The sequence below is a fragment of the Luteimonas rhizosphaerae genome (assembly GCF_002849595.1).
In the GTDB taxonomy this organism is placed as follows: domain Bacteria; phylum Pseudomonadota; class Gammaproteobacteria; order Xanthomonadales; family Xanthomonadaceae; genus Luteimonas; species Luteimonas cellulosilyticus.
Genome location: NZ_NRQR01000025.1, coordinates 18,791 through 36,076 on the forward strand (window position 1 = coordinate 18,791; position 17,286 = coordinate 36,076).

The 17,286-nt window shown below is 71.1% G+C and carries 16 protein-coding genes and 2 tRNA genes; 14 read left to right on the forward strand and 4 right to left on the reverse strand.

The window, feature by feature from the left end:
* Positions 1 to 13 precede the first annotated feature (13 nt).
* Positions 14 to 769, reverse strand: a complete 756-nt coding sequence (locus tag CJ022_RS12375) for a glutamine amidotransferase-related protein (protein ID WP_101926956.1) — start codon at positions 767 to 769, stop codon at positions 14 to 16.
* Between the two features lie 258 nt (positions 770 to 1,027).
* Here CJ022_RS12375 and CJ022_RS12380 point away from each other — a divergent pair, with 258 nt between their 5' ends.
* Positions 1,028 to 1,879, forward strand: a complete 852-nt coding sequence (locus CJ022_RS12380) for a pirin family protein (RefSeq protein ID WP_101927134.1) — start codon at positions 1,028 to 1,030, stop codon at positions 1,877 to 1,879.
* A 46-nt stretch (positions 1,880 to 1,925) separates the two neighbouring features.
* Here the strand turns inward: CJ022_RS12380 and CJ022_RS12385 are convergent, their stop codons facing one another.
* From CJ022_RS12385 to CJ022_RS12395, 3 genes are all read right to left on the reverse strand, one after another.
* Entirely contained in the window at positions 1,926 to 2,384 is a 459-nt protein-coding gene (locus CJ022_RS12385) for a hypothetical protein (protein ID WP_101926957.1), read from the reverse strand.
* Between the two features lie 77 nt (positions 2,385 to 2,461).
* Entirely contained in the window at positions 2,462 to 3,322 is an 861-nt protein-coding gene (locus CJ022_RS12390; RefSeq protein ID WP_101926958.1) for a pirin family protein, read from the reverse strand.
* 135 nt (positions 3,323 to 3,457) lie between these two features.
* Complete coding sequence (locus CJ022_RS12395) at positions 3,458 to 3,967, reverse strand: DNA-deoxyinosine glycosylase (protein ID WP_101926959.1); 510 nt, start codon at positions 3,965 to 3,967, stop codon at positions 3,458 to 3,460.
* Between the two features lie 271 nt (positions 3,968 to 4,238).
* Here CJ022_RS12395 and CJ022_RS12400 point away from each other — a divergent pair, with 271 nt between their 5' ends.
* The 13 genes from CJ022_RS12400 (at position 4,239) to CJ022_RS12460 (ending at position 17,270) form a co-directional block, all read left to right on the forward strand.
* Positions 4,239 to 6,638 (forward strand): DNA internalization-related competence protein ComEC/Rec2, encoded by a 2,400-nt coding sequence (locus CJ022_RS12400; protein ID WP_233198751.1) that lies wholly within the window; start codon positions 4,239 to 4,241, stop codon positions 6,636 to 6,638.
* A gap of 26 nt (positions 6,639 to 6,664) precedes the next feature.
* Positions 6,665 to 7,300, forward strand: coding sequence for a MotA/TolQ/ExbB proton channel family protein (locus tag CJ022_RS12405; RefSeq protein ID WP_101926961.1), 636 nt, complete (start codon positions 6,665 to 6,667; stop codon positions 7,298 to 7,300).
* A 2-nt stretch (positions 7,301 to 7,302) separates the two neighbouring features.
* Entirely contained in the window at positions 7,303 to 7,755 is a 453-nt protein-coding gene (locus tag CJ022_RS12410; protein WP_101926962.1) for an ExbD/TolR family protein, read from the forward strand.
* Positions 7,752 to 9,545: a lipid A export permease/ATP-binding protein MsbA gene (msbA, locus tag CJ022_RS12415; RefSeq protein ID WP_233198752.1), complete on the forward strand. Its 1,794-nt coding sequence runs from the start codon at positions 7,752 to 7,754 to the stop codon at positions 9,543 to 9,545. The genes CJ022_RS12410 and msbA overlap by 4 nt, the downstream gene beginning before the upstream one ends.
* Positions 9,542 to 10,504, forward strand: coding sequence for a tetraacyldisaccharide 4'-kinase (gene lpxK / locus CJ022_RS12420; protein ID WP_101926963.1), 963 nt, complete (start codon positions 9,542 to 9,544; stop codon positions 10,502 to 10,504). The genes msbA and lpxK overlap by 4 nt, the downstream gene beginning before the upstream one ends.
* Before the next feature lie 66 nt (positions 10,505 to 10,570).
* Complete coding sequence (gene kdsB, locus CJ022_RS12425; RefSeq protein ID WP_101926964.1) at positions 10,571 to 11,347, forward strand: 3-deoxy-manno-octulosonate cytidylyltransferase; 777 nt, start codon at positions 10,571 to 10,573, stop codon at positions 11,345 to 11,347.
* Positions 11,347 to 11,826: a low molecular weight protein-tyrosine-phosphatase gene (locus CJ022_RS12430; RefSeq protein WP_101926965.1), complete on the forward strand. Its 480-nt coding sequence runs from the start codon at positions 11,347 to 11,349 to the stop codon at positions 11,824 to 11,826. Before kdsB ends, CJ022_RS12430 begins: the two co-directional genes overlap by 1 nt.
* A gap of 7 nt (positions 11,827 to 11,833) precedes the next feature.
* Positions 11,834 to 13,261 (forward strand): thioredoxin-like domain-containing protein, encoded by a 1,428-nt coding sequence (locus CJ022_RS12435; RefSeq protein WP_101926966.1) that lies wholly within the window; start codon positions 11,834 to 11,836, stop codon positions 13,259 to 13,261.
* Positions 13,258 to 15,126: an excinuclease ABC subunit UvrC gene (gene uvrC, locus CJ022_RS12440; protein ID WP_101926967.1), complete on the forward strand. Its 1,869-nt coding sequence runs from the start codon at positions 13,258 to 13,260 to the stop codon at positions 15,124 to 15,126. The genes CJ022_RS12435 and uvrC overlap by 4 nt, the downstream gene beginning before the upstream one ends.
* A 7-nt stretch (positions 15,127 to 15,133) precedes the next feature.
* Positions 15,134 to 15,778: a CDP-diacylglycerol--glycerol-3-phosphate 3-phosphatidyltransferase gene (gene pgsA, locus CJ022_RS12445; protein ID WP_101926968.1), complete on the forward strand. Its 645-nt coding sequence runs from the start codon at positions 15,134 to 15,136 to the stop codon at positions 15,776 to 15,778.
* Positions 15,769 to 15,844 (forward strand) — tRNA-Gly (locus tag CJ022_RS12450). The genes pgsA and CJ022_RS12450 overlap by 10 nt, the downstream gene beginning before the upstream one ends.
* Before the next feature lie 83 nt (positions 15,845 to 15,927).
* Positions 15,928 to 16,001: transfer RNA gene (locus tag CJ022_RS12455), tRNA-Cys, on the forward strand.
* A gap of 144 nt (positions 16,002 to 16,145) precedes the next feature.
* Positions 16,146 to 17,270, forward strand: a complete 1,125-nt coding sequence (locus tag CJ022_RS12460; RefSeq protein WP_101926969.1) for a site-specific integrase — start codon at positions 16,146 to 16,148, stop codon at positions 17,268 to 17,270.
* The last annotated feature ends 16 nt before the right edge of the window (positions 17,271 to 17,286 follow it).

Consider the following 17,286-nt stretch of genomic DNA (forward strand, 5'->3'; position numbering starts at 1 on the left):
CCGCGCGGTCCGCTCAGACGAATTCCCGCGACGGCAGCACGTAGCGTTTTTCCGGACGCCCGACGAGATCGAGGAAGTTGTTGAAGACCCGGTCGGCCTGCGTCTGCATCGTCGCGATGTGGTCCCCGGTCTGGGCGCGGATCGCCGCCGCATCGTGCGGCAATCCGGCGCCGGCCAGTTCGTCGCGATAGGCGGGGTTGGCCAGCCAGCGCTCGATCAGCGGCGCGTCCATTTCCAGATGGAACTGGAAGCCGTAGGCGTTGTCGCCCCAGCGGAAGGCCTGCTGCTCGCACGCCTCGGTGCGGGCGAGATGGACCGCGCTGTCGGGCACCTGGAAATGCCGGCCGTGCCACTGGAACACCCGCGCATCGTCGCCCAGCGGTGCGAGTACGGGATCCTCGCGCCCGGCCGGCGTCGTCTGCAGCCGGTACCAGCCGATCTCCGGCCGCTCGATGCGCCGCACCGGTGCACCGAGCACATGCGCGAGCAGCTGCGCGCCGAGACAGATGCCGAGCACCGGCTTGCCCTGCTGCAGCATCCGTTCGATCGCGCGCAGCTCGGTGCGCAGATGCGGCCGCGCATGCTGGTCCTCGACGTTCATCGGCCCGCCCAGCACGACCAGGCCGCGATAGCGGTCCACGCTGGGCTGCGCCTCGGGCTCGCGCTCGAAGTTGACGAAGCGGATGCGGTGGCCGCGCTGGCGGATCAACGGATCGAGCGTGCCGAGCGGTTCGGCGGCGACATGCTGGAAGACGAGAAGGCGGGACATGCGCCCGATTCTAGGACGCGGTGCGCGCCGTGGAACAGCGGATACCGGCCATGGCGTCGCGTCGCCCGCGGTCTGCCGACGTGCAACCACAGGTCGCGCGCACGCGGGCACGGCAAGCGCGGGGCGGCGGCAACCAGCGCATGGACGCCACCCCGATGCCGCACTGTCGCGCCGGCACAACCTTCCGTTCCGCCGGTCGGCTTGGCGAACCGGCGCGTGGGCCGCATGTTGCTGGGCATCCTGCAGCCGGAGTCCGAGATGACCGCCCCGACCGAAGCCCGCGTCACCCGCACGATCCGCGGCATGCCCGCCAGCGACGGCGCGGGCGTCAAGCTGACCCGCGTCATCGGCACGCCGCAGCTGCCGGACCTGGATCCGTTCCTGATGCTCGACGAATTCGGCACCGACCGCGCCGAGGACTATCTCGCCGGCTTTCCCGATCACCCGCATCGCGGCTTCGAGACCGTGACCTACATGCTCGACGGGCGCATGCGCCACCGCGACAACCACGGCAACGAAGGCCTGCTGGTGCCGGGCAGCGTGCAGTGGATGACCGCGGGCCGCGGGCTGGTGCATTCGGAAATGCCCGAACAGGAAGCGGGCCGCATGCGCGGCTTCCAGCTGTGGGTCAACCTGCCGGCGCGCGACAAGATGGGTGCGCCGAAGTACCAGGAGTTCGCGCCCGAGGCACTGCCGGTCGTGACGCCGGCGGCGGGCGTCTCGGTGAAGCTCATCGCCGGGCACGTGGACGGCGTGGCCGGGCCGATCGTGCAGCCCGCGACCGAGCCGCTGTATCTCGACATCGCGCTCGATGCCGACGCGCAGTGGACGCTGCCCCTGCCCGAGGGTCACAACGCGTTCGCCTACGTCTACGAGGGGGGCGTCACGGTCGGCGCCGGCGATGCCGCGCGGCCCGTGGCCACGCAGGAACTCGCGGTGCTCGGGGGCGGGCAGCGGCTGCAGCTGACCGCGGGCGAGGGCGGTGCGCGCCTGATCGTCGTCGCGGGGCGTCCGCTGCGCGAGCCGGTCGCGCGACACGGACCGTTCGTCATGAACACGCGCGAGGAACTGCTGCAGGCCTTCGTGGATTTCCAGGAAGGCCGCTTCTGAGTCCGGACGGCGCCGGACGCGCGGACCGCGTCCGGCGTTCGCGGTCTTACTTGGCGCCGAGCTGGGTGCCCGAGAACCGCAGGCCCTGCACGTCCTGCAACGTGTCGCCGAGCTGGGTCTCGTCGCTGGCGCGCACGATGATGTGCGCATGCGCGCCGGAATCGAGTTCCAGCAGCGTCTCGCGGATCAGCATGTCGGGCGAGAACGCCACGTCGCCTTCGTACCAGTAGACCGCGTTGCCGTCGATCGAGACCTCGTTGCCGATCCGGTTGTTGCGACGCGGCTTGAACTGCGCATCGCGACCGATCGACACCGCGAAACGCTGCTGGCCGGTCGAAGAATCGACCGCGCGGCAGAACACGAAATCAGGCCCGTCGACGACGTGCCATTGCAGCCGGGTCCCCGCCGGCAGCGTCGGACATTGCGCGCTGGACTGGGCGGCCGCGGTGGCGCACAGGCACAGCAGCAGGACGCCGGAAGCCGGCAGCCATCGAGACAGTCGCATTGCAGTTCCCCCTGTCGAACACGCTTCCGACCATACCGCAGAAACTTGCTGCAGTGCGCCAGCGACTGTGATCGACGTCACCGATCCGGGAGCGGAATGACGCTGTCTTCGCCCGGCACGCGGCCGAAGGCGCCGGCGCGCCAGTCCTGCTTGGCCTGTTCGATGCGCTCCTTCGACGAGGAGACGAAGTTCCACCACAGGTGCCGTGGCCCGTCGAGCGGCTCGCCGCCGAACAGCATCGCCTTCAGCGGCGTCCTGGCGCGCAGCACGGCGGGCGATCCCGGATCGAGCACCGCGAGGTGGCGCTCCGGAATGTCGGCGCCATCGAGCTGGGCCGCGCCCTCCAGCACGTAGAGCGCGCGCTCGGCGTGCGAAGGCGGCAGCGTGAGCGCGGCGTCGGGCACCAGATCCAGCGCGACGTTCAAGGTGTCGGCGAAGACACGCACCGGCGATTCCTCCCCGAACCCGCGCCCGGCGATCACGCGGATGCGCGCGCCAGCGCGTTCGAACTGCGGCAGCGTGCGCGCCGCATGGTGGTGGAATTCCGGCGCCGTTTCCTCGTGCGCCTTCGGCAACGCGACCCAGGTCTGCATGCCGTGCAGCGGATGCTCGCCTTCGCGCAACGCGAGTGGCGTGCGTTCCGAATGGGCGATGCCGCGCCCGGCGGTCATCCAGTTGACGTCGCCGGCGGTGATGTCCTGCTGCGAACCGAGCGAGTCGCGGTGGTGGATCGTGCCGGACCACAGGAACGTCACCGTCGCCAGCCCGATATGCGGATGCGGACGCACGTCGATGCCGTGGCCGCGTTCGAACACCGCCGGCCCCATGTGGTCGACGAAGACGAAGGGTCCCACGCTGCGTGCCTGCAGGGTCGGCACCGCGCGGCGGACCTGGAAGCCGCCGAGATCGTGGACCCGGGGCGGGATGAGCGTCGTCATGGCGGTGCGCCTCGCGAAGTCGGGCGGTCAGCATGCCACCGGTCCGCGCGTCGACGCGCCGTGCCGGCGGGACGAATCGTTGCGCGCGAGCGTGTCGGTCGCCGAGCGCGGCGGGGCGCGACGTCCGGGCGTGGATCAGTCGAGATGGGGCGTGATCGCGGCCTGCCAGGCGTCGCGTTTCGCCGCCAGTCCGAGCGCCGCGTGCGCAGGGCTCGTCGACGGCAGGCGCACGCAGGTCGGCGGCGTCGCGAGCTGCGGCAACACGTGCCGGCGGAACAGCGTGTCCGCCGTCGCGCCGTTGCAGCAGACCAGGGTGATCGACGGATGCCGGGCGAGGAACGCCGGCAGCGGATTGAGCACGACGCTGCCTGCGCGGATGCGCGCATCCAGGCTGCCGGGACGCACGCATTCGGCGATCACGTCCCACAGCGCGATGCCCGCCTGCTGCAGGCGGGCGACGCGCATCCCGTAGGCATCCTCCGGCCCGGCGCCGGTCAGCGCGCCCAGAATCGGCCAGAACAGATTGCGCGGATGCGCGTAGTAACGACCGGCGGCCAGCGACGCCTCGCCCGGCATGCTGCCGAGGATCAGCACGCGCGCACCGTCGGCGACGATCGGCGGAAAACTGCGGACGGCTGCGGGCATGTGTCGGTCGACCGGGATAGGCGCGTGGGAAGCGCACGGGCGTGATGTGCGGGCTCCAGCGCAGGTATGGGCGTTCGCGCTGCAAGCCGGCCGGCAGTGTAGTGCCTGCGCGGCGTCGTCCTGTGCGCAGCCGCCGCTGCATCGGGCGACGCGCTGCCCGCGTCCCACCGCGGGGCAAGTTCCTACCCGCGCGGGTGGCGTGCGGCGATGCGTGCGGCGGCGGGTCGTCCCCATGCTGCAGGGGCCTGGGACGCAGCGGACGATGCGTGCGATGACGCGAACGAAAGAAGCAACAGCGGCGCCCGTACCCGCAGCGGGCCTGGCGACCGCGGCTGCGCTGGTCGCGGGCGCGGCGGCGTGCCTGCGTCTGCCCGGGCTGTTGCCGCCGTTGGGGTCGGGTCTGCTCCTGCTGCTGGGCCTCGCGCTCTGGTGGCGACCGCGGTCGGCGGCGCGCGTCGTCGGCGCGGCGCTCGTGGGCCTGGCGCTGTGCGGTCTGCACGCCGCGCACGCCTTGTCCCTGCAGTTGCCGCCGTCCCTGCAGCGCGCCGATGTCGCGCTGCGCGGGCAGGTGGTCCAGCTGCCGCGACACGAGGCCCAGCAGACGCGTTTTATGTTCCGGGTCGACGGGGATGCGGCGAATCCCGCGCCCTTGCGCGGGCGCCTGTTGCGGCTGGCCTGGTACGACGGGCGCGAAGGCGTCGATCCGCGCCGCTTCGACCTGACCGCGGGCAGCCACTGGACGTTCACCGCGCGGGTGCGCGCGCCACGCGGCCTGCGCAACCCGGGGTGGTTCGACAGCGAAAAGCACGCGATGGCCCAGCGCATCGCCGCGGTCGGGTATCTGCGCAGCCACGAGGCGCTGGCGCGGACGGCGGCCGGCACCGGCATCGACGCCTGGCGCGACGTCATGGCGACGCGGATCGAGGCCAGCGTCGATCACGAGGCGGCGCGTTATGTGCGTGCGCTGGCGATCGGCGACACGCGGCAGCTGACCGACGAAGACTGGGAGGCGCTGCGTGCGACCGGCCTGACCCATCTGATCGCGATCTCGGGTTTCCACGTCGGCATCGTCGGCGCGTTCTTCGCTCTGGTGGCCTCGGCGCTGTGGTGGCTGCTGCCGGGGTTCGGGCGCCGCGTGCCCCGGCCGCAGGCCGCGGCGATCGTCGCGCTGCTCGGCGCCACCGGCTATGCCGCGGTCGCCGGCTGGGAACTGCCGACCGTACGCACGGTGCTGATGATCGCGGTCGTGGTGGTCATGCGCCTGGCGCGGCGACAGCTGCGGATCGCGGATTCGCTGGCGTACGCGGCGGTCGCGGTCGTGCTGGTCGATCCGATGTCGGTGCTGTCCGCCGGCTTCTGGCTGAGCTTCGCCGGCGTCGCCTGGCTGGTGTGGTGCCTGCCGGACGCGCACGGGCAGGCGTGGTGGCGCGGGCTGCTGGCCTCGCAGTGGGTCGCGACACTGGGGCTGCTGCCGCTGACGGTGGTGCTGTTCGGGCAGGCGTCGCTGGCGGGACCGGTCGCGAACCTGGTCGCGATCCCGTGGTGGAGCCTCGTGGTGGTGCCGCTGTCGCTGGTCGGCACCGGACTCGAGGCCGTCCACCGCGGCGCGGGCGCGTGGGCGTGGCAACTCGCGGCGCGGGCCTTCGACGCCAGCTGGCCGCTGTTCGAGTGGCTGGCCGCAAGCCCGTTCGCGCTGTGGTGGTTGCCAGAGCCGAGCTGGTTCGCGCTGCCGCTGGCCCTGCTGGCCGCGTTCTGGCTGCTGCTGCCGCGCGGCGTGCCCGGTCGCTGGCTGGCGGCCCTGCTGTGGTTGCCCCTGCTGTGGCCGGACCGGCAACTGCCGCGTGCGGGCGAGGTCGAACTGGTGGTGCTCGATGTCGGTCAGGGTCTGTCAGTGCTGGTGCGGACGGCACGACACGCGGTGCTCTACGACGCCGGGCCCGCGGTCCCGGATGGTTACGATGCCGGCGAACGCGTCGTCGTGCCCGCGCTGCATGCGCTGGGCGTGCGCCGGCTGGACGCCATCGTCATCAGCCATGCGGACGCCGATCACGTCGGCGGCTACGCGGCGGTGCAGCGGCGCTTCGCCGCCCCGGTGGTGTTCGCGCCGCGCCATGACGACGTGGCGGGCAGCGTGCCCTGTCTGCTCGGCGGGCACTGGCACGCGGACGGCGTGACCTTCCGCTTCCTGCACCCGGATCTGCATTTTCCGGCGTTCCGCAATCCGTCGAGCTGCGTGCTGCGGGTCGAGAGCGCGTCGGGCGTCGCCCTGCTGCCCGGCGACGTCGACGCCGTGGTCGAGCGGCTGCTGGTGCACCGCAACGCGCGGCGGCTGCGCGCCGATGTCGTCGTCGCCGCGCATCACGGCAGCGAAGGCTCGTCCGATCCGGCCTTCGTCGCGGCGGTGGACGCCGACCACGCGGTGATGTCGGCCGGCCACCAGAACCGGTTCGGCCATCCCCAGGCCGGTGCCGTCACGCGCTGGCGCCGGGGCGGCGCCGAGGTGCCCGAGACCGCAGGGCAGGGCGCCTTGCGGATCCGGATCACGCGCGATGGCGTCGTGGTCGAAGGCCGGCGCGACACCCATCGCCGGCTCTGGGATGCGGCCCGACGCACGCCGGCGCCGGCAGCTGAGATCGACGGGAACGCTACGCTATCCTATCGGCCGGATTGAGACGGCCGCTGGCCCAAGGGGATTGCGTGTTCGAACTGGTGAAGGCCGGCGGCTGGCCGATGCTCCCGCTCCTGCTGCTGTCGGCGCTCGCGCTGGCGATCATCGTCGAACGCTTCTGGGCGCTGCGCCGCACCTCGGTGCTGCCGCCGGGCCTCGGCCCCGAGGTCCGCGCCTGGGCCGCGCGCGGCACGCTCGATCCGGCGCACATCGAATCGCTGCGCGGCACTTCGCCGCTGGGCGCCCTGCTGGCCGCCGCGCTCGACGTGCGGGGCCGGCCGCGCGAGGAAATCCGCGAGCGCGTCGAGGACGTCGGTCGCCACGTCGCCCATCGCATGGAACGCTACCTCAACGCGCTCGGCACGATCGCCGCGGCCGGTCCGCTGCTGGGCCTGTTCGGCACCGTGGTCGGCATGATCCAGATGTTCCTCGGCGTCATGGACCACGGCGTCGGCGACGTCAACCAGCTGGCCGGCGGCATCGGCAAGGCGCTGGTCTGCGCCGCGGCCGGCATGATCGTCGCGATCCCGGCACTGATGTTCCACCGCCATTTCAAGGCGCGCGTGGACGGCTACATCGTCGCGATGGAGCACGAGGCGATCGCGCTGATGGACGTGATCGATCCGCGCAACCGCCGCCCGGTCGCCGCGCCGGCGCAGGGCTGAGCATGCGCATCCGCGACCGCCGGGCCGAGGACAACCCGGAGCTCAACCTGGTGCCGCTGATCGACGTGATCCTGGTGCTGATCATCTTCTTCGTCATCACCACGACCTTCGATGCGCGCTCGGTGCTGAAGCTGGAACTGCCGCAGGCCAACGGCGAGCCGCACGAGGCGCCCAACGGCACCCTGAGCCTGCTGATCAACGCCGACGGCCGCTATTTCGTCGACGACCGCGAAGCGCTGCGCACCGATGTGGAATCGCTGAAGCGCACGCTGGCCGAGGTCGCGGGCGACGACCGCGACCGCACCGTGCTGCTGCGCGCGGATGCGCGCACGCCGTGGCAGGCGGTCGTCACCGCCTACGATGCGCTGGGCCAGCTGGGCTTCACCCGCATCGCCAACGCCACCGCGCCGCAGACCGCCGCCACGCCCGCGACCGTGCCGGTGCCGGCGCCGTGAGCGCAGCGCAGGACGCAGTCGCCGAACCCGGCAGCGGCGGTGCCTGGCCGATCTACCGGCGCCTGCTGCAGTTCGCGCGCGGGTACCGGGGCCTGCTCGGCGTCGCCCTGGTCGGCATGCTGCTGGAGGCGGCCGCCGGCGGCCTGTTCACGGCGATGATGCAGCCGATCATCGACCAGACCTTCGTCGTCGACGATGCCGGCGTCAGCCTGTGGATGCCGGCGGCGATCGTCGGCCTGTTCGTGCTGCGCGGCATCGCCGGCTACCTCGCCGACTACAGCATGGCGAAATCCGGGCGCGGCATCGCGCGTGACCTGCGCGTGCGGGTACTGGGCAAGTACCTGCGCCTGCCGGGCATGCGTTTCGATGCCGAGCCGGTGCCGTCGATGCTTGTGCGGCTGGGGTCGGACAGCGACCAGGTGTCGCAGGCCGCGATCGACGCGGCGAAGGTGATGCTGCAGCAGTCTCTGCAGATCATCGCGTCGCTGATCGTGATGCTCTACCACAGCTGGCAGGTCACGCTGACGATCCTCGTCATCGCGCCGCCGCTGTCGTGGATCATGGGCAAGGTCGCGCGCCGCTACCGCCGCGTCAGCCATCACATCCAGGACAGCGCGGCGGCGCTGATGCAGACCGCCGACCAGTCGCTGAGCAACCAGCAGGAAGTGAAGATCTACGGCGCCCAGGGCGCGGAACACGACCGTTACGCCGCGGTCGCCGACCGGCACATGCGCCTGAACCTCAAGGTCGAGGCGACGCGCGCGATCTCCTCGGGCGTGGTCCAGCTGATGGGCGCGATCGGCCTGGCGCTGCTGCTGGTGATCGCCGGTTACGAATCCTCGCAGGGGCGCCTGACCGTCGGCGGTTTCTTCTCGCTGATGCTGGCGATGATGGCGATCATTCCCGCGCTCAAGCAGCTGACCAACGTGCAGAACATGCTGCAGCGGGGCGTCGCCTCGGCCGAGCGTCTGTTCACGATCCTCGATGCGCCGGACGAGCGCGACACCGGCACGCGCGCCTTGACGCGCGCCCGCGGCGAGATCGAATTCCGTGGTGTCACCGCGCGCTACCCCGACCAGCCCACGCCGGCGCTGCAGGACATCAGCTTCGTCGCCCGGCCCGGCACGGTGACCGCGATCATCGGCCGCTCCGGCAGCGGCAAGTCGACGCTGATCAAGCTGATCCCGCGCTTCTACGACTACCAGAGCGGCGAGATCCTGCTCGACGGCCATTCGCTGCATGACTACCGCATCGCCGACGTGCGCCGGCAGATCGCGCTGGTGGGCCAGCAGGTGATGCTGTTCGACGACACCATCGCCGCCAACGTGGCCTACGGCGAGATGGCCGGCGCGTCGCCGGAGGCGCTGGACCACGCGATCCGCGGCGCCAATGCGATGGAGTTCGTCGAGAAGCTTCCCGACGGGCTCGACAGCGGCATCGGCAGCCGCGGCGGACGCCTGTCGGGCGGCCAGCGCCAGCGCCTGGCGATCGCCCGCGCGATGCTCAAGGACGCGCCGATCCTGATCCTCGACGAGGCGACGGCCGCGCTGGATACCGAATCGGAGCGTCTGGTGCAGGACGCACTCGAACATCTGATGCCGGACCGCACGACGCTGGTCATCGCCCATCGCCTGTCGACGATCGAACACGCCGACCAGGTGCTGGTGCTCGACCAGGGCCGGCTCGTCGAACACGGCACCCATCAGGAACTGCTGGACCAGGACGGCCTGTACGCGCACCTGCACCGCATGCAGTTCCGCGACGGCGATGGCGGGGACCGCCCGGCGTGAAGCCGCCGGCCTACTGGTTCGACGGCCGCACGCCGCCGGCGCATGCGCGCGTGCTGGCTCGGGTCTACGGCGCCGCGACCCGGCTGCGCCTGAAATTCCTGCGACCGCGCAAGGTCGCCAGGCCGGTCGTCGTCGTCGGCAACCTGATCGCCGGTGGCAGCGGCAAGACGCCGTTGACGATCGCCATCGTCGAGCGCCTGCGCAGCGCCGGCTGGACACCGGGCGTCGCCAGCCGCGGCTATGGGCGCGACCAGGCCGGCACGCCGCGCTGGGTCGAGGCCGACACCGATCCGCAGCTCGGCGGCGACGAACCGGTGCTGATCGCCGTGCGCACCGGCGCGAAGGTGCGCGTGGACGCGGACCGGGTCGCGGCGGCCAATGCGCTGATCGCGGCCGGCTGCGACATCGTGGTCTGCGACGACGGCCTGCAGCACTACCGTCTGCGGCGCGATCTCGAGATCGAGGTCATCGACGGCAAGCGACGCTACGGCAATGGGCACCTGATCCCGGCCGGGCCGCTGCGCGAGCCGGCATCGCGCAGCGCGGCCTGCGATTTCCGCGTGCTCAACACCGGCACCGATGGCGGCCTGGAGGCCGGTTTCGGCGAATGGCCGATGCGCCTCGAGACCGGGCAGGTGCTGCCGCTGCTCGGCGGACGCCCGCTGCCGCTCGCCGCGTTCGCAGGCCAGCGGGTGCATGCCGTGGCGGGCATCGGCGATCCCGAGCGGTTCTTCTCGATGCTGCGCGCCGCCGGCATCGCCGTCGTGCCGCATGCGTTCGCCGATCACCACCGCTACACGGCCGACGACCTGCGCTTCGGCAGCGACCTGCCGGTGTTGATGACCGAGAAGGACGCGGTCAAGTGCATGGCGTTCGCCGACCGGCGCCACTACAGCGTGCCGATCACGGCGCAGCTGCCCGAAGCCTTCTGGATCGCGCTGATCGACCGCCTGCGTTGACCGGTCGGCGGCGGCGGGCGTGCCGCGCGAACGGCGCGCAACGCCCGGCATGCCAGAATCCACGGCATGACCCACGCTTCCGATTTCGTCGTCGCCATCCCCGCGCGTTACGCGTCCACCCGCCTGCCCGGCAAGCCCTTGCAGCTGCTCGGCGGCGAACCGCTGGTGCTGCATGTCGCCCGGCGTGCGCTTGCGGCGGGCGCGCGCGAGGTCTGGGTCGCGACCGATGACGCCCGGGTCGAGGCGGCGCTCGCGCGCACCGACGTCCGGGTCGCGATGACGTCGCCGGCGCATCCCTCGGGCACCGACCGTTTGGCGGAATGCGCAGCGATCGCCGGCTGGGATGACGACACCGTCGTCGTCAATCTGCAGGGCGACGAACCCTTCGCGCCGATCGACGGCATCCAGGCGGTCGCCGCGCTGGTGCGGCAGCCGGGCGTCGCACTGGCGACGCTGGCGACCGCGATCGAGGAGGTCGAGACGCTGCTCGATCCCAATGCGGTGAAAGTGGTGCGCAACGCGACCGGCCATGCGCTGTATTTCAGCCGCGCGCCGGTGCCGTGGCCGCGCGACGCTTTCGCCATGGACCGCAGCAGGCTGCCGGCCGGGCAGTGGTGGCGGCACATCGGCATCTACGGCTACCGCACCGCGTTCCTCAAGGCCTTCGCCGCGATGCCGCCCGGCGCGCTGGAGCAGCTGGAACTGCTGGAACAGCTGCGCGTGCTCGAAGCCGGCCACGCCGTCGCGGTCGGCATCGCGCCGTCGCCGTTCCCGCCGGGCGTCGACACGCCCGAGGATCTGGCGCGGGCCGAAGCGCGGCTCGGCGCGGGGCCGGCGCGCTGATGCGGCTGCTGGTGGTGTGCCTGGGCAACATCTGCCGCTCGCCGATGGCCGAAGGCGCATTGCGCGCGCGGATCGACGCGGCCGGCCTGCAACGCCGGATCGAGGTCGATTCCTGCGGCACCGGCGACTGGCACGTCGGCGATTCGGCGGACCCGCGTGCCATCGCGACCGCGGCCGCGCATGGCGTCGACATCGGCGACCTGCGTGCCCGCACGCTGTGCGATGGCGATTTCGACGCGTTCGACGTCCTGTTGTGCGCCGACGCGAGCACGCGCCGCATCGTCGAGTCGCGACGTCCGCCGTACGCGCCGGCGCAGGTGGCGTTGCTGCTGGACTGGGCCGGGCAGGGCGGCGGGGACGTGCCGGACCCCTATACCGGCGACCTTGCGGGCTTCGAACCGGTCTGGCAGCAGGTGGACCGGGCGGCCGCCGCGATCGTCGCCCGGGTGGGCGGCGCGGCGCCCCGCGATCCCGCATAATCCGGCGATGACCGACGCCGCGATCGCACCGGAGTTCCCGGCCAGCCTCGAATGGCTGAACCTGAGCGACCCGCTCCGCATGGCCCAGCTGCGCGGCAAAGTCTGCGCGCTCGCGTTCGTGAATCTCGGGTCGGCCTGGTCGCAGCAACGGCTCGCCGACCTGGGCTATCTGCGGGTCCGGCACCGCGAGCGGCTCAACGTCGTCGCCATCCACGTGCCGCGGTTCGACGCCGATCGCGATGCCCGCCGCAGCGCCAAGCGCGCGCATCGCCAGCAGTACGAATTCCCGGTCGCGCACGATGCCGACTGGACCTTGTGGCAGCAGTACGGCATCGAGGCCTGGCCGACGGTCGTGCTGCTCGACGGCCACGGCCACATCCGCGAGCGCATCGTCGGCGAGGGCGGCATCCGCGACCTGGACGCGCGCGTCGCCGCGCTCGCGGGCGAGCTGACGCCGCAGCTGATCAACACCGATCCGGTGCGCCTGCGCCGCAGCGGCGAGCCGCCGCTGCCGTTACGCTTCCCGGCCGGCCTGGCGCTGGCGGGCAACTTCCTCTACATCGCCGACAGCGGCCACCACCGGGTGCTGGAATGCGATGCCGGCGGGCGCGTATTGCGCCAGTTCGGCAGCGGCAGCCCCGGCTTCATCGACGGCCCGATGGAACTGGCGGCGCTGACGCGCCCGCACGGCCTGTACGTCGATCGCGATGTGCTCTATGTCGCCGATACCGGCAACCATGCGGTGCGACGCATCGAACTGCGCAGCGGCGACATCTCCACCGTCTGCGGCGCCGGTCGCCCGGGCGTCACCCAGGAAGGCCCGATCGCGGATCCGCGCAACATCGCGCTCGACCAGCCGCGATCGGTCGTGCTCGACGGCGACAAGCTCTTCATCGCGACCGCCGGCGACAACCGCATCTGGAAACTCGACCTCGGCAATTCGACGGTCTCGCTGCTGGCCGGCAACGGCACGCTCGGCGTCAACGACGGGCCGGCGAACAGCGCCAGTTTCGCCGAGCCGGTCGCGCTCGCCTGCGTGCAGCAGACGGTCTACGTCTGCGACGCCGCGGGCTCGGCGATCCGCAGCGTGCACGCGCGCACGGGCCAGGTCTCGACCCTGCTGGGCGTCGACACCTGGCAGTTCGGCATGGTCGACGGCCCGCGCACCGAGGCGCGGTTGCAGCAGCCGCAGGCGATCGCGCTGGATCCGGCGTCGCCGGTGCTGTGGATCGCCGACAGCGGCAATGACGCCCTGCGGCGGTTGCGGCTCGGCGGCGGCGAAGTCACGACCTTCGAACTGTCGCAGCGGCTGCATGCGCCGGGTGGCCTGGCGGTGTCGGCCGATGCGGTGTGGATCGCCGATACCGACGCGCATGCGGTGCTGCGCCTCGACCCGGTCAGCGGTGTCGTGCGCCACGTCCCGATAGGCGAATGACCGGGACCCGACAGGTGGGCGGTCGCGGCACGGGATTCGATGGCAAGGCGTTCGTCAGCGGACTGAGCACCGCGCCGGGGGTCTACCGGATGCTGGCCGCCGACGACGCCGTGCTCTATGTCGGCAAGGCCGGCGATCTGCGCAAGCGCGTCGCCAGCTATTTCAACGCGACGCCCAAGGCGACGCGCACGATGGCGATGATCGCGCAGATCGCGCGGATGGAAGTCACCGTCACCCGCACCGAGGCCGAAGCGCTGCTGCTGGAAAACCAGCTCATCAAGTCGCTGAAGCCGCGCTACAACGTCTCGCTGCGCGACGACAAGAGTTATCCCTACGTGCTGGTGACCAGCGACACCTGGCCGCGGATCGCCGTGCATCGCGGGCCGCGCAACGTGCCGGGCCGCTACTTCGGGCCGTATCCCGGCGTGACCGCGGTGCGCGAGACGCTGAACCTGATGCAGAAGCTGTTCAAGCTGCGCAACTGCGAGGACAGCGTGTTCCGCAACCGCTCGCGGCCCTGCCTGCAGCACCAGATCGGCCGCTGCACGGCGCCGTGCGTCGGTCTGGTGTCGGCGCGCGACTACGGCGATGCGGTGCGTCGCGCTTCGATGTTCCTCGACGGCCGCAGCGACGCGCTGACCGACGAGGTCACGCGCGACATGGAAGCGGCGGCCGAACGCCTGGATTTCGAGGACGCCGCGCGCCTGCGCGACCTGCTCGGCAACATGCGCAGCATGCAGGCGCGGCAGTACGTCGACGGCAACGTCGCCGAACTCGACGTGCTGGCGTGCGCGATGCAGGGAACCCACGCCTGCGTGCTGCTGCTGGCGTTCCGCGACGGCCGCAACCTCGGCACGCGCGCCTTCCATCCGCGCACCAACGGCAGCGACGATCCGGCCGAAGTGCTGGCCGCGTTCGTGTCCCAGCATTACGCCGAGCAGACGCCGCCGCGCGAGATCGTGCTCGACCGCGCGATCGAGGACCTGGAACTGCTGGAACAGGCGTTCAGCGAATCCGCCGGCCGCCGCGTGCAGATCAAGACCAGCGTGCGCGGCGACCGGGCGCGCTACGTGGACCTGGCGCGGCGCAACGCCGAGATCTCGCTCGCGACCGAACTCGGCAGCCAGGCGGCGCAGACCGCGCGCGCTGAATCGCTGCGCGACCTGCTGAGCCTGGCCGCGGTCGCGCAGCGCATCGAGTGTTTCGACATCAGCCACACGATGGGCGAGGCGACGGTCGCCTCGTGCGTCGTGTTCGACGCGCAGGGCGCGGTGCGCGGCCAGTACCGCCGCTACAACATCGCCGGCATCGAGCCGGGCGACGACTACGCGGCGATGCACCAGGCGCTGACCCGGCGTTTCCGCAAGGCCGTCGACGAGGATGGCGTGCTGCCGGACGTGCTGCTGATCGACGGCGGCGCGGGGCAGGTGAGCCAGGCGCGATCGGTGCTCGACACGCTGGGCATCACCGGCATCTGCCTGGTCGGCGTGGCCAAGGGCGAGGCCCGCAAGCCGGGCGACGAGACGCTGCTGCTGCCGGACGGGCGCGAACTCAAGCCCGGGGCGGCGTCGCCGGGCCTGCAGCTGGTGCAGCAGGTGCGCGACGAGGCCCACCGCTTCGCGATCACCGGCCACCGCGGGCGCCGGCAGAAGGCCCGCAACACCAGCCGGCTCGAGGACATCCCCGGGATCGGGCCGCGGCGACGCGCCAGTCTGCTCAAGCATTTCGGCGGACTCGGCGGGCTGAAGGCTGCCGGCAGCGAACAGATCGCCCAGGTCGAGGGCATCAACGCGGCGCTGGCGCAACGCATCTATGCGACCCTACACGGGTTGGATGCGGGCGGTTCCGACCGCCGACAGGATTGATTCCCCCATGAAGTTGACGATTCCCACCTGGCTGACGTTGCTGCGGATCCTGATGATCCCGGTGATGGTGCTGGTGTTCTACCTGCCGTTCCAATGGACCAATTTCGCGACCGCGTTCGTGTTCGGCTTCGCGTCGATCACCGACTGGCTGGATGGCTGGATCGCGCGCCGCTACAACCAGTATTCCGCGTTCGGTGCCTTCCTCGATCCGGTCGCCGACAAGCTGATCGTCGCGGTCGCGCTGTTCCTGATCGTGCAGGGCCACCCGACGCCGTGGATGGCGTTCTGGGCATCGGTGATCGTGGGCCGCGAGATCGCGGTCTCGGCGCTGCGTGAGTGGATGGCCGAACTGGGCCAGCGGGCGACGGTGAAGGTCGCGGCGATCGGCAAGTTCAAGACCATCGCGCAGATGGTCGCGCTGCTGTGCCTGCTGTACTCGGTGACCCCGGACCAGCCGCCGCGGCCGTTGCCGTGGCTGGGCCGGGAGATCTTCATCATCGGCGACTGGCTGCTCGCGATCGCCGCGCTGCTGACGCTGTGGTCGGGTCTCGCGTATCTGCACGCGGCGTGGCCGATCATGCGCGCAGCCGAGAAAACAAGTGTTGACACGCAGTCGGTGAAAGGTAAAATTCCGCCTCCCAAGCGGGAATAGCTCAGTTGGTAGAGCGCAACCTTGCCAAGGTTGAGGTCGAGGGTTCGAGCCCCTTTTCCCGCTCCAGATTCAGCCGCGAACCCATCCAGCGGGTTCTGCTTTGTCGGCAGGTCGATTCGACACGTCGATCGAACGGCCGGAGCGTCACCGGCCTGGTGGCAGAGTGGTCATGCAGCGGATTGCAAATCCGCGTACGCCGGTTCGATTCCGACCCAGGCCTCCATTGGTTTCAAGCACATAGCCCGCGCAAGCGGGCTTTTGTTTGCCCGTCATCCACTGATTGCGGCACGATAAGCCCCGCCTGCCACCGGTTTTCGGGTGGCACACCACAAGGACACGCCACGGTTGGCCGTGTACGGGAGCGCGGATGGCGACGAAACGGCAGCGAGGCAATGGCAACTGGGAGTTCCGGATCCGCAAGGCCGGCGTGCTGCCGCGGCCGCTGTATCTCACGTTCGACAGCGAGGCCGAGGGCGACGCGTACGTGCGGCGCGTCGAGCAGCTGCTCGAGCGGGGGATCGTGCCGGAGGAACTGGCGCCGAAGGAAGCGAGGCGCGACGAGCGCGTGCGCACGCATCTGCAGGCCTATCTGTCGGATGCGCCAATCTCGCCGGCCGATGCGGGGTACATCCGCGTCGTGCGCGATCGCCTGCCGGCCGCGCTCGCGCTCAAGGAACTGGACTACGAGTGGGTGCGCGCCTGGGTGACGCGCCTCAAGCGCGAGGACAACTTGGCGCCGTCGACCATCCGCCATCACGTGGGCGCGTTCGCGCGCTTCCTCGATGACCTGGTGCGCCAGCAGCGGGTGCCGTTCAATCCGGTGCGGCAGCTGCCCCGCGGCTACGCGGAATACACCGCCGACGATGGCCGGTCGGTGGCCGCCACGGGCGGCGAGACCAAGGCGACCGAAGAGCGCGACCGGCGGCTGCAGGACGGCGAGGAGCTGCGCATCCGGGCGCTGCTGGCCGGCGAGAAGCCCGAGGGCCGCCAGCGGCCGTTCGAGCTGCGGGAGGCCGGCGCGCTGCAGGTTCTGTTCGACCTGGCGCTGGAGAGCGCGATGCGCCTCAGCGAGATGTACACGCTCGAGGTCGGGCAGGTGGACTTCGGCAAGCGCACGGTGTTCCTCGATCGCACGAAGAACGGCAGCAAGCGACAGGTGCCGTTGACCAGCGTGGCCGAGCGCGTGCTGCGCGCGCAGATCGGCAAGCGCAAGTCGGGGCTGGTGTTCCCGTGGTGGTCGGGCGAGCAGTCGGAGAAGGAGCGCCGGCGCACGACGTCGCTGCTGTCGCGGCAGTTCGGGCGGCTATTCGAGGCTGCGCAGTGCGAGGGCCTGCATTTCCACGACCTGCGCCACGAGGCCACCGCCCGGCTCTACGAGCGTACGACGCTGACGGACCTGCAGATCGCCAAGATCACGGGGCACAAGGATCTGCGGCAGCTGCAGCGCTACGCGAACCTGCGCGGCTCGGATCTGGCAGCGCGGCTGTGGTGAGGCACCAGAATTGTGG